Origin of the sequence: Flavobacterium rakeshii (assembly GCF_009741375.1) — a bacterium.
Lineage (GTDB): Bacteria > Bacteroidota > Bacteroidia > Flavobacteriales > Flavobacteriaceae > Flavobacterium > Flavobacterium rakeshii.
Genome location: NZ_WOWP01000001.1, coordinates 26,059 through 38,324, shown reverse-complemented (window position 1 = coordinate 38,324; position 12,266 = coordinate 26,059). Strand labels below are relative to the sequence as shown.

Below are 12,266 nucleotides of genomic sequence, written 5' to 3'. Positions count from 1 at the left end.
TGTGATTAACACCTTACAGCTATGAAAAACATTAAGCTTCTTTTAGTACTACTGTTGTTTCCTTTGTGTGTGTATTCCCAACAAGGAAATTCTTTTCTGTTCTTTTTACTGTTGCCAAAAAGTATTCCGGCTCCGTCGTTAATATACTATCCTGATACGCTTTCGGGTTATATTGTTTACAATAACCAAAAAATAACATCACGTTTTGTAATACAAAACAGCCATATAAAAACTCCCGACACTGCTATTTACCTGGGCGATAAAAATCTGAAGTATATGGATTTAAAAGCTAACGAAAAAAATATAAGACTGGAACGAACTGAAGAAAACGGATATTTAAAAAATGTGGTTGCTGATACTCTGGGTTTAACCATTTACAATAATTTCTCGTTATCAGATAAACTTCATAAAAGATCTATATTCTTTAAATATAAGGATGAGTATTACTATGTGAAAAAGTCCCTGTTCAGGAAGATAGACAGGAGTATTATGTTGGCATTAAACAACATTAGCTTTGATGATCCTCATCTTAAAGATTTTATTATTGAAAAATTAGCCATAAAGCAGGAGGAAGAACAATAGATAAAGTATAATACACCACGTTATTTCGAAGCACGAAGCAATCTATAAAAGGCACTGTATGTCATTCTGACGATAGGAAGAATCTCATTTCCATTTCGACGATAGGAGAAATCTCTCTTTGTACATAGATTTCTCACTCCATTTCATTCCGTATCGAAATGACAGCAGGAGTATTAGCATAAGAGTAAGGAACCGTCCTTAGGCTCTGTAGCGTAAAGAAACTCAAAATACAGTACTTTTTTCTTTGTTGTATTCCCTTAATTTTTACATTTGGGAAAATTTATAATTATGGAACTTTTTGTAGTAATGGGAGCGGCTCTTGTAATTTACTTTGTTTCCCGCGAGTGGAGCAAAAGAAATTCAAGCTATATAAAACCAGGTAATAAACCAGAATACAGTGCAAATCTACAGGAGCTTGTAGAGAAATTTGGGCTACGTTATGCCGATAAACTGGAAATGATACCTCAGCCCGATGGTACAACTGTACTGGTGTATGCTAAGCAGGACACCTCAAAGCAGGATCAGCTTGCTGTAATAAATGATAAAGACCTTTACAAAAGGGTAAAGAAAGATAAAGTATATGCAAAAGTAGCTTCGGTTGCCGGAGGTACTATGAAAATAGAATTCTTCGGGAATTAATTTTTCTGTCATATTGAGCGAAACGCAGTGTAGCCGAAATATCTAAAAATTTAAAAATAAACAAAACCCCTTAGCTTTCACTAAGGGGTTTTGTTTTAGTAGTCTATTATAATACCTCTGTGTCATTGCGAGGAGGAACGACGTGGCAATCTATTATTAGACTCTGTATATTATTCTGATGATAGGAAGAATCTCATTTCCATTTCGCCCTTGTGGAGAAATCTCTTTGTATTTAGATTTCTCACTCCATTACATTGCGTATCGAAATGACAGCACACAACGTCATTACGAGGTACGAAGTAATCTATTTATGGTTCTGTATGTCATTCTGACGATAGGAAGAATCTCATTTCCATTTCGACCTTGTGGAGAAATCTTTTTGTATTTAGATTTCTCACCCCATTACATTGCGTATCGAAATGACAGCACACAGCGTTATTACGAGGTACGAAGCAATCTATTTATGGTTACGGTTTGTCATTCTGACGTTAGGAAGAATCCCATTTCCATTTCGACCTTGTGGAGAAATCTCTTTGTATATAGATTAGATTTCTCACTCCATTGCATTGCGTATCGAAATGACAACTCACTGCGTTATTGCGAGGCACGAAGCAATCTTTTCTTGGCAAACTATTTGATTGGTATTCCCTGAAAACCAATTAAAAACCACCTTATGAAAAAACTGCTGTTACTTTTATTGATGTTGCCATTACTGAGTTTTGGTCAGCATAGATTTACTATTGTAAAAGAAAACCTGGTTTGGGAGAAAGTATTTCCGGGAACGGTAACCCCTGAGGAGATGATGAAACAAATAAAACTAACGGGCAAATGCCAGTATGTAGACTTTAATTACGACGTGCTCGACTTTTGTATTTCCTATACGCTCGACGATTTAAAACGTTTCGGTTACAGGCAAATCCTCGATCCGTCATTCTTTTCAGAGGGTGGAATATGTACCGGTATGATTGAGTTTAAGGAGGGGAGGTATAAGGTAACTATTTTCAAACTGGAATGTTATGACCCTGCCGACGGCATACTAATATACCCCATTAACAATTATGTATTAAAGAACGGAGAAATACGCGACAGCGAAAGATACTACCGTTCGCTAAGTTACTACGACCAGTACTTTAATTTTATATTCAGCATAATGCCTCAGGGTAAAGACTGGTAAAATAAATCCCCTTTTACAGGGGATTTTTAATTGTTTTTAATTTACCACATTTAGTTTAATACTTTTTATATCAATACTTTTTAAACGTTTAATATCTTTATCATCAACCGTTTTCTTAACTACATCTATAATTTCATCTTTGTCATTAACAAAAAAGAGATTAAAGTTATCACTCTGTAAGTTTTTTATTGCAGGATTAAGCAATACTTTTTGTATCCAGTTTAAAAAAGCAAATGGGTTTTCGCCACTAAGTAACCTAACACTTTTACTGCTTTTCTCATTTAATTCTATGTACAGGGTATAGCTTACATTATAATTATCTTTTGCGATAATTTCATATTCCTTTTTAGTAAATTCATTTTTGTTTATTGTAATTGTATTGGCAGCTTTTTTATCAAACCAGTAAAAGGTTACCTTATCATCATACTCAAGTGCATTATTACTACTTTTGATACGTATTGCTTTAGTTTCAACAGCTCTTATTGCTCCGGCATATTGTACATTCATTATTATGTTATTTGCTGATGAGTTTTTTATATAAGAAATGGTTCTTTCGTTAACCTCTATCTCACTTGCGGGCTTGAAAAGGGTTTTATTAAATAATTTATTAAAATTATGAATGTCAGTGTCTTGTACATAGTTCATTTGCTGGTCATTATTATTATCTAACTTGAGAGTGGCAGTGACATATATATTATCTGATATATCTCCCATAGGCCTACCGCGCTGACTTATAACAAGTTTTTTTGGATCTAATGAGAAGCCAGTCTTTAACCTTTTTAATTTAACCGCGACAGCTTCGTTAATGGTTACACCATTTACATACTCTAAACTCGCTTCTGCTCCTAAATTTGCATTTTGTGATGCAGTGTTTTCGTTTGTACTGCTTTTGGATTTATTTATAGTACCATTTCGGCCAATGCTTCCCAGTAAATTCCCGTTTTCATCATATACATTTTTAACGTTAGTTGTACTTCTATCCAGGTCTGTATTACTGTTGTTTCCCTCTATATAAGTATTATTTGTTCCGGCTCCGGCAGTTCCTGTTAGTTTTGAATTGAATTTTACATCCTGAGTACGCTGAGCGGTTCCAAAATCAATTTCTTCAAATTCATTTTCCATTTTATCTACAGAATAAATAAAGGCAGGTCCTTGAGTAATTTTCAAACTGGTGTCTAAAAACTCCAGTCTGGTATTAGGATGCATAAAGTCTTTGTGCTTATAATATTGTTTTGTGTTTGAAAAAACAAAACGAATTTGGAAAGTAGTAAAATCGGTTTCTAATTTTGTTGGATTATCTTCTTTTTCAGAATCACTAATAGGTAGTTTCAGTAAGTCTATAAATTTTTTAGGATCTTTTTCTTTTTCAGATAGTAATTTCATGTATACATGTGGTAATGAATCTCTCAAATCGGTTAAGTATACAGGTTTTTCCTCTTTTTTTTGAGATGGTTTTGGTAATGGCAGCACTCCTACATTTACACTTACTATGTTTGAGGTTTTTTCATCAAGAGGTTTGTACTTGTATTTCCCTCTTATAAGGTTGCTAAATTTAGGGCTTGCACACGATCCAAATAAAATGGCAGTACAAACAATAATGGCACTTTTTATAAAAATATTTTTTTTCATAGCTCCTGTGTTAATTTGTAAATACTATACCACATTGAAGTATTACCACCCTCACAGGTTTCGTTTTGAGTAGATACATATTCACTATGAAAACTTTTATTAAGTTTTCTTCCCTGACAAAAAATTACACCTCCACTAGCCGTATCACTTACCGAATAATACTTGGTTCCTTGTGATATTGTTGTATTAGTAGGTATGTCCGGATTGTTTAATACTCTAATGTATTCATTTACTTTAGGTAGGGGTAATAGAAAATTATGATGAGCCTTAAGTTCACTATTTAATTTTCTTTTGATATAGTTTTCATTATAACCGGAAAACTTAGTGACTTTTGCAGTAATTTTTGAACTGTTAGTCAGATCAATTTTGGCCTCTACCATTTTTGGTTCGCCTCTGTAAACCGTACTATATTTAAAATTAATAGTACTGGGTTTTGTTTTTGCTTCCTTCGCTTTTAACAGCGCATCATAAAGGTTGGTTTTCATTGTTTTAAAGTAATAATTAGTTGGATAATGTAAAGTTATTCAATTTTAATATTTCCTAAAATACCCATTAAGGTGTATTTTACAGATGTAGTAAAACAGAAAAAACCCCTTAGTCCATAGTAAGGGGTTTTTATGTGTACACGTAAATTTACTAATTAGGTTTGCTTATTAAAAAAGCTAGTGTCAAAATCATCCTTAATAAGCTTTAGTCGGTACGTGTGTGGTTACACTCTTGTGAGGGATTATAACCTAGTGTCAAAGGTACTGATTTCTATTGTTTTAACCTTGGGGAATACTACTTGTTTTGTTAAAACAGGTAAAAATACGTGTAAGATAAACCTGTAATAATGTTAACTTGCAAGTATATAAATCAATTGCAGGTGTTGAAATACCTAATATTAAGTATTTTAATATTCAGCAGTTATTTATTAATTTGCTTAAACCAAGCATATCAAATCATCATTCTTACTGTTTATCTCTTAGAGCTTAACTGGCAGAATAGAAAAATAATATTGTATTTCAGTACTTGCATTTGTTAATCAAAAAGCCCCTTAGAACATCTAAGGGGCTTTTTTCTAAACACATAAATATACTAATTAAAGTAGCTTAATTCTAAGCGGCTTTCCAGTATAGATACCGCAGGGTAGTATACTTGGCCCATTTTGTTAAGTCTTTCAAGGGATTCGGTAACAATTCGTTGATTTTCACTCATACCTCTTGTAGCCATTCGGGTTCTGTTGGTAAACCCTCTCTTGTCAACCCTTGCTGAAAGGCGCTGTATAGCAAGTTCTGCTTCTTCATCTCTTGTCATCCACTCTTGGATCCCCATTTTACCATTCGCAAGCATATCAGTATATGAAGCCTGTATACGTTTCATATTCATTAGGTTTTGTATGTCTATGGCAGCCTCATCAAATTGTTTTTGGTTTTGGAGATCGTCTATGCTGTAAATAAGCTGATAGAAAATAATTGTTGATGTGATAGATTCGTTTCCAAAGGTTTCCTCCTCCAGTAAACTCGCCGATGTAGCCGAAAGAAAAGCATATATACCGGGAGCAAGCCTGTTCATGGAGAAAGAAAGGCTGGCTGTAGCTGTTGATTTTGTCTTGGCAGCCTCAGATACCGAATTAACCAAATCAGTATACGATTCTACAGCTTCATCGCTAAAGGCATCCTGAAAACTTTTTGAATCTTTGTTAACCGCTATGGCCTTTAATGTATCTTTAATCACGCTTGCAATTTTGTCCAGGCTAAATTCGTAGCTGTATTCTACTTTTATATAGTCGTTAGAACCTAAAAGTGTACCGTCACTAACACGGGCTTTTTTAAGGTTTTCGCCTACTTTACCGTCAAATTCATTTAAAAGAGTATCTCTTTGCGCTTTAACCGATTCGGTTAGTTTGTCGAGTTGCTTTTGTGCATTAACAGATTTGTCTGCTACTCGCTCTACAGATGCAGTTCTACATGCCATGATATTAATTTTTTAGTTGGTTATAGTTTCTTACTCTTTTGGCTTTTCAGATTCCGCCCCGGTTTTTTTAAATGGTTAGGTTCCATTTTCAAAGCATGCATTTGGGGGAATACACGTGTAATATTTTTAATGTATTGAATTGTAGCTGTTTAATGTTTTCAAAGTTACGCCTGCCTGTTGGTTTGAAATTGCGTGATAACACCTGTTTTTTAAAAACCCGTAGTATTACTTAGGTACTATTTAACATATAACAAAAAAGCCCTTAGCATTGCTAAGGGCTTTTAAAACCTACTGATTAAATCTATTATTAAACAACAAAAAGTATTAATAGGGAATAAAAAAATAAAAAACCCCTTACGACCAAACAAGGGGTTTTTAATAAGCTAGAATACACATTTATTATGAACTTCTCATTATCTGCCCATAATTAAGACAAATATAAGTAAGGGGTATAATATGAAATAGCGTGATAATACGTGTTTTTTACTAACAGGTGTTTTTACGTAAGATTTTCCTATCTAATTGTAATAACTATGAAGTACAATACCTTCGTTATACATAACAGGCGACATGTACACTTCGTTGTTCTTATTATGTCTTTGGCAAATAGGTATAATAAATACTGTGTTACTACCTTGGGGTACAATGCCCGGTTTTTTGCCTAAAATAACATGTCCGCCAATAATGGTACTGCTGCAGTTAAAAGTACCCTCTCCATAATTATAATGTTTTGAAGCACAAACATTAGCCTCTCCATAGTAGTGATTCCAAAGCTGCATCCAGGGGTAGCCACTTATTTTTGGGTCGGTTGCTGCATTGGTAATATTGGCAAAATTAGCATCCGGACGTAAAGTTATCAGTCCGCCAAAAACAGCAGATGCCGAAAATACTTTGTCGCCTGTTTCATATTCATTTTCAGGATCATGAAGTTCTAAAAATACCCCGTTGCGGTATACCGCCCTTAAATCTTCCATAATAATATTAGAAAGTCCCGGCTGGGGGCTGCGTACAATTACATTATAGTGCTTTTTAGCAGTATTAATTATAAGTTCGTTAGCTTTTACAGCAGTTTGTTTAAGTAGTCCTTTAAGCAGGGAGTCGTTAGCAAAACTAATATGCTTTTCACTTTCATGTTCTCCATATGAATATACATTAAGGTACTGTTGTGTACCTTTTGGACTCAGGGTAATATAGGTACTGTCGGTACTGTCGTAATCACTACCGCACAGTGTTATGGTATCTGTACTTGGATCAAAACTGTACCAAAATGTTAATGATGCCATCATAGGTGTGGGCATTCCTGTAATGCGTCCTGCCTCAACAGGGGTTAGTGTTACAGTATTTGCACCGCTTTTCAGGCTAATGTTAATCTCGGTTTCAGTTTCTTCCAGTATCAGGTTATCGTTGTTATAGTAGGGTGTATTCGCAATTTTTAGTTTTAGATTATTCATTTAGTATTATTTAAGGTGCAGAATATTCAAAAATAAGTCATTGCGTTACACTTTTGGAAGGGAGTATTTACGGGTTTTAAAAAAACAGGTGGTTTTACGTGTTTCACACAATTTTGTAACAATCAGTGTAAAATTGTGATAAGCTAATGTTTCACTAAATTTATACATTAGTATATCGAAATAAACAATTAGTCAAATAATACCGTAATTCCTTTGTTTGCCCGCCTTGTGTATGTTTAACATTAGTGCGGGAAACGTAGTTTTACCTAAACTTTAAGAAATTATTAATACATAGTTTAACACCATTCTTATAGATTAGCGGCTGTATCTGTAAAAATTAAAAACTATGAAAAAATTTGTTGCCGTATTGTTTGTGGCACTGGCTTTTGCTGCTTGTACTTCAGACGATGACGTAGAGAATGTAGACAACGGTTTGCACAACCCTTACACGGGTAGCATACTGGGAGAATGGAAAGCTATTGGAGTATCTTACCAGGGAGAAGAGTTTCCTTTAGGATGTGAACTTGAAACTCCAACCGAACAGGATGTACTGTTTACCTTTTTTGAAGATAATACGTTTACTGTAGTGCATAACTGTGGAGAAGAGTTGCCTTATGACTCTGGTACGTATACAAAAACAGGTAATGTGCTAACGCTTTACTTTGCAAATGAAGAAGAAGAAGATATTCAGGAAAAAGCTCATATGGTAGTTATTCAGGAAGATGATCCTGAAACCGAAGAGGAAGAAAGCTTTATACTTGAGTGGAGATTTGGCATAGGTAACAGCGGTATGCTTGAAGATTTTGATGTTCAGGTTGAAAAGCAAATTCCTTTAGAAGAAGATCCGATTGTAGAAGACTAAGGTTCCCTGCTCCCAACTAAAAAACAGCGCATAAACTAAGATTGCGCGCAATAACAAGTATAATAACCAACTTAATAAACCTTAAAAGGCTCTGTACATATGTGCAGAGCCTTTTTTTAGCGCAATAAAAGGAGTAAAATAATTATCTTTATCGCCACCAAACAACAAACTTATGAGTACTCCTGATTATACCGAACTTGAAAGCAGGTTTCACTGTGCCTGCGAAGATGCTATAGGCGAACTGTCTATGCAATATAAAACGCATTACCACAGTGCCGGGAAGCTGGAAGATTTTTTTGGACTTATCCAAACCGAATTTGAAAGGGTAGTGGAAATATTTACCCATAAAAACAATTTAGTCGAAGATAAAGAGGCGCAACGCCGCATTAGTGCCATTGCAAAAGAGTATGCTAAAAAATGCGTTGACGACTACGGAAAAGTGAATTAATATAGTTAGCATGAAAAAATAAACCTTGTTTTTATTTCTATTTACAAATTATGCTTTTTCACAAAGTATGTATTGTTTAACAGGAGAAGAAAATACAACTACGGGTAGAGTTTCATTTATGATTTCGCATGCTAGATCAATAAAACATGATATCCTGACATTACAGATAACGAGTCTACTGCTTATGCTATTATTAAAAATCTGTTTCCAATAATGTGAAGTTTCAACATTTTTCTCTAGATAGAGAGATACTTGGAGGTCTTTTTAAAGCCGAATATGAACCTCTTAACAAGGCTTACGATATTTGGATTAATGATCAGTCAAAACAAAATGAGCTCGAATTAATGAGATTAATGGTTAAACAGGAAGAGCAGTTAAGAGCAGTTGAGAGCAATGCTGCCTAAAAAACAATATCTTTTATATATAGAACTTGTAAATAAATATGGAGTTCCTGATTCAAAGGAACCTATTATTAAAACATTTTTCCTAACAGACAAAAAACTTAAGCGGTTTAAGCGGAAATTGAAACGTGATAAGATTGATTAAGAATATAATATAGTTCTATATCAAACTAGCCAGCCAAATGATTTTTTATATTATCTAATTATTTAAAATTCTGTACTGTAATTAGTATTTGCTTGTTTATTAGTTTTTTATGGTTTTGTTTTTATGGTTTTTGATTTTTGACATCATTTTGTAAAATATTATGTTAAATTAATAAGTAATTGTCAATCTTAAAACAAATCAACATGAAAAAGTTTTTTACTATTGTAGCCATTATGGCTTCTTCAATCATTTTTGCGCATAATAACAACAGCGACAAAAAAATAACAAATTACCTCTATTAGTGCCAGAGGGATGTATTCAGAACCATCGCAGTTTGGGCTTTCATTTGAGTTTGAAGGTCTTAAATGGGGTTACAAAAACACCCAGATTGTGAATATCTCTTATGGAGTTATGAACTATGATGTTGGTCTTTTTGATGTAGACGGACAGGGATTTGCTATTGAAATAGGTGGACGAAAATATTACAACAAAGGCACTAAACTCGAAGGACTTTATACGGGTAACTACCTTTCTTACGGAAATATAAAGTTTGATGAAAATTTAATGTTTGGCAAGTTTGACGGCACCTATAGTTACTTTTCATTCTTTAGCCCTGAAGTTGGATTTAAAATGGCATTCGGAGATTTCTCTATAGATCCTTTTATTGGTATTATGTGGAAAATTGAGGTAAAAGGTAAAGGCGATATTGATAACAAATATGTAGATGAATGGACTCCGCGTGGCGGACTGAAAATTGGCTATACTTTTTAAGCAGATGCAATTTTTACATACCATTATAATAAACACAAAAAACCATGCAAAAGCATGGTTTTGTTTTTTTTAGATATAAAAAGGATGTATTTTTGAAAATTCCAACCACACACCTTTTACCTTTTTTATGACACGTTGTGCATTATATATCTTGTTATTTGCACTTTTCAGTGTTTCCTGTGAGAAAACCCACGAGGAAAGACTTGAAGAGAATATTAGCCATTATATAAATCACAGCATAACAAACTCATCGGGTTATCAGCCTATGCTCACAATTATTCAGGATACGATAACCGTAGGGGAGTTTGCCGAAATGATTCTACTCATTAATGAAAATGATATTTTAAAATACAGAGAAGAAATTGATGCGGATAATCGTGAAATAAATAAATTACAAAGTAATGATACCGTTATTATTGATGAGTTTCTTTTAAAATCGTATAAAGAGTCACTTAATAACTGTGATAAAAGTATAAAAGCCAGACAGGATCAAAACAATAAACTTGAAGAGTTACGACATAGTAAAGCTGTTGCTTTTTATGTGGCGCAACACAGATGCAGGTTAAAAAACGGCTTTGGTGTTTTAGACGAAAACCGTTTTTATATTATTGCTGATGATAAAGACGAGATACTTAACGTATCTGACAATTATTCTGAAAGCACTCTTAAAATGCGCGCTATTTTTGATGCCAGATACTTGAAAAAGTAATTAGAAATTATTTTAGCAATAAACCGGCTGTTACTCCGGAAGCTAACCATACATACCATTTTTTAAACCAGGGATTATTTACCGTAACGGTAATTGATTTTAAATTAGTAACCGTAATATTTGGGTTTGTAAAAGTAACATCGGTACTAATGGTCTCCTTTCCCAAAAACCATTTGCGTTTGTTTCCGGTTATAATACTGGCATCGGTGTAGATTAGGAGCGGGGCAATGGTAAGGCTGTCATTAGTAATGGTGTAATTAAGGCTAAACCATTTGTTTTTTTTCTCTCCGCTCATCTTAAACCTGTTTTCGGTAATAATAGGTTTTTCCAATGGAATATAAATGGTATCGAATTTGGTTACTGTGGTGTATTTCACTACAGATTGCACTGAACTGAACTCTTTTGTCACTGCTTTTAATTCTTCATCTTTATTAATAATATAGTCGTTGAGCTCGTTGTTTTTTAACCGAAGTGTTTTGATTGTAGCCGTTTGTGTACCCGTCTTATTTTTATAATACTTAACCGTATCGGTAAGTGCGTCCAGATTACTAAGATAATTACTTTTATTCCTGCTATTATGATTGCACTGAACAGTAAGTATTACGAGCAATAAAATACTTAAGGCATAAGGAGCTATATTTTTTACCATCTAGCCCTAGTTCCGCGAATATCATAATGAACAAAAGTAGGGTAAACGCCCATGCCTCCCTGTTGCATTTTTCCTTCTTCAATGAGGGTTTCAATAGCCTCGGCAATTTGCATAGGGGAGAGTCCATGTACCGAAATATCGGCTGCAGATGCTGTTAAATGCTGACTTTTAGGTGCTCCGCCAACTTCAGTATTGTGTTTTTTTGTACGATATCCGCTCCCAGAGATAATGATAGGGTGCTGTAGGTATTCGCGAAGTACTTCGAGGTTTTCGGCAACTTTAAGAACATTTGGGTGGTATTTTTCCGGTACATTTGTACCATCTTTACAGTTAAATTCTTCCAGCGAGAAGTTTTGGGTAAGTTTCATAGTTTAGGGTTTTAATAGTTTTTGATATTTTTCGGGAATAAATGATAATATTCGTTTAAAAATATTGATTCCGCCTGCCCGCTCAATATTTTCTCCTATGCTCCACATTTCAATAAAAGCAAAAAGATATACGGCAAGTACCGGCAGGGTTAATTCCCTGCCAAGTACTTTAAATAAAATCATGTTTTTAAGAACACATTGATCAATAGCAAAAGCCATAATGAGGTAAATGCCATATTCCCACAGCATTTTTTTCATCCAGTTTCGTAGCCCTGTACTCGATATTTCTTTCCAGAAATAACCTTTTACCGGATTAAACCTAAGGCCTTTAATTGTAGCCTGTGCGTGTATTGCAGTAGCAGTATCAAGGGTAGTGGCTATGGCAAACAGAATAAGTGCCAGATTAAGATCGGTATAACAGGAAAGTACTCCCGCTATAATGGTTGACAAAGCAATCCATATTTTTTCCACAATGATAAGAT

At 34.2% G+C, this 12,266-nt stretch carries 15 protein-coding genes; 8 read left to right on the top strand and 7 right to left on the bottom strand.

What is annotated here, in order from left to right:
- Positions 1–21 precede the first annotated feature (21 nt).
- The 3 genes from GN157_RS00190 to GN157_RS00180 all read left to right on the top strand — a co-directional run bounded on the left by GN157_RS00190 (position 22) and on the right by GN157_RS00180 (position 2,395).
- On the top strand, positions 22–582 hold the full coding sequence (locus GN157_RS00190) for a hypothetical protein (protein ID WP_157481070.1): 561 nt from the start codon (positions 22–24) through the stop codon (positions 580–582).
- 288 nt (positions 583–870) lie between these two features.
- Positions 871–1,221 (top strand): hypothetical protein, encoded by a 351-nt coding sequence (locus tag GN157_RS00185; RefSeq protein WP_157481068.1) that lies wholly within the window; start codon positions 871–873, stop codon positions 1,219–1,221.
- A gap of 673 nt (positions 1,222–1,894) precedes the next feature.
- The gene (locus GN157_RS00180) at positions 1,895–2,395 is read left to right on the top strand and encodes a hypothetical protein (RefSeq protein WP_157481066.1); all 501 of its coding nucleotides are present in this window, start codon (positions 1,895–1,897) and stop codon (positions 2,393–2,395) included.
- 36 nt (positions 2,396–2,431) lie between these two features.
- On the opposite strand, the gene GN157_RS00175 is transcribed toward GN157_RS00180, so the two are convergent.
- From GN157_RS00175 to GN157_RS00160, 4 genes are all read right to left on the bottom strand, one after another.
- The gene (locus GN157_RS00175) at positions 2,432–4,024 is read right to left on the bottom strand and encodes a hypothetical protein (RefSeq protein ID WP_157481064.1); all 1,593 of its coding nucleotides are present in this window, start codon (positions 4,022–4,024) and stop codon (positions 2,432–2,434) included.
- Complete coding sequence (locus GN157_RS00170) at positions 4,021–4,509, bottom strand: hypothetical protein (RefSeq protein WP_157481062.1); 489 nt, start codon at positions 4,507–4,509, stop codon at positions 4,021–4,023. Before GN157_RS00170 ends, GN157_RS00175 begins: the two co-directional genes overlap by 4 nt.
- Before the next feature lie 592 nt (positions 4,510–5,101).
- Positions 5,102–5,980: a hypothetical protein gene (locus tag GN157_RS00165; RefSeq protein ID WP_157481061.1), complete on the bottom strand. Its 879-nt coding sequence runs from the start codon at positions 5,978–5,980 to the stop codon at positions 5,102–5,104.
- A 518-nt stretch (positions 5,981–6,498) separates the two neighbouring features.
- Positions 6,499–7,431: a hypothetical protein gene (locus GN157_RS00160; RefSeq protein ID WP_157481060.1), complete on the bottom strand. Its 933-nt coding sequence runs from the start codon at positions 7,429–7,431 to the stop codon at positions 6,499–6,501.
- Positions 7,432–7,777: 346 nt separating this feature from the next.
- Here GN157_RS00160 and GN157_RS00155 point away from each other — a divergent pair, with 346 nt between their 5' ends.
- The 5 genes from GN157_RS00155 to GN157_RS00135 all read left to right on the top strand — a co-directional run bounded on the left by GN157_RS00155 (position 7,778) and on the right by GN157_RS00135 (position 10,767).
- Positions 7,778–8,293 (top strand): lipocalin-like domain-containing protein, encoded by a 516-nt coding sequence (locus GN157_RS00155; protein WP_157481059.1) that lies wholly within the window; start codon positions 7,778–7,780, stop codon positions 8,291–8,293.
- Between the two features lie 172 nt (positions 8,294–8,465).
- A complete protein-coding gene (locus GN157_RS00150; RefSeq protein ID WP_157481058.1) occupies positions 8,466–8,741 on the top strand; it encodes a hypothetical protein in 276 nt (91 codons plus the stop codon).
- Between the two features lie 215 nt (positions 8,742–8,956).
- The gene (locus tag GN157_RS00145; protein WP_157481057.1) at positions 8,957–9,145 is read left to right on the top strand and encodes a hypothetical protein; all 189 of its coding nucleotides are present in this window, start codon (positions 8,957–8,959) and stop codon (positions 9,143–9,145) included.
- A gap of 454 nt (positions 9,146–9,599) precedes the next feature.
- Entirely contained in the window at positions 9,600–10,058 is a 459-nt protein-coding gene (locus GN157_RS00140; RefSeq protein WP_157481056.1) for a hypothetical protein, read from the top strand.
- 127 nt (positions 10,059–10,185) lie between these two features.
- Positions 10,186–10,767 carry a hypothetical protein gene (locus GN157_RS00135; RefSeq protein WP_157481055.1) on the top strand — a complete coding sequence of 194 codons (582 nt, stop codon included), beginning with the start codon at positions 10,186–10,188 and terminating at the stop codon, positions 10,765–10,767.
- 7 nt (positions 10,768–10,774) lie between these two features.
- Here GN157_RS00135 and GN157_RS00130 read toward each other — a convergent pair whose 3' ends face one another.
- The 3 genes from GN157_RS00130 to GN157_RS00120 are packed head-to-tail and all read right to left on the bottom strand — an operon-like array spanning position 10,775 to position 12,255.
- Positions 10,775–11,416 carry a DUF6549 family protein gene (locus GN157_RS00130; RefSeq protein ID WP_157481054.1) on the bottom strand — a complete coding sequence of 214 codons (642 nt, stop codon included), beginning with the start codon at positions 11,414–11,416 and terminating at the stop codon, positions 10,775–10,777.
- Positions 11,410–11,784 (bottom strand): YcbK family protein, encoded by a 375-nt coding sequence (locus tag GN157_RS00125; protein WP_157481052.1) that lies wholly within the window; start codon positions 11,782–11,784, stop codon positions 11,410–11,412. Before GN157_RS00125 ends, GN157_RS00130 begins: the two co-directional genes overlap by 7 nt.
- Before the next feature lie 3 nt (positions 11,785–11,787).
- A complete protein-coding gene (locus GN157_RS00120; protein ID WP_157481050.1) occupies positions 11,788–12,255 on the bottom strand; it encodes a hypothetical protein in 468 nt (155 codons plus the stop codon).
- Between the last annotated feature and the right edge of the window lie 11 nt (positions 12,256–12,266).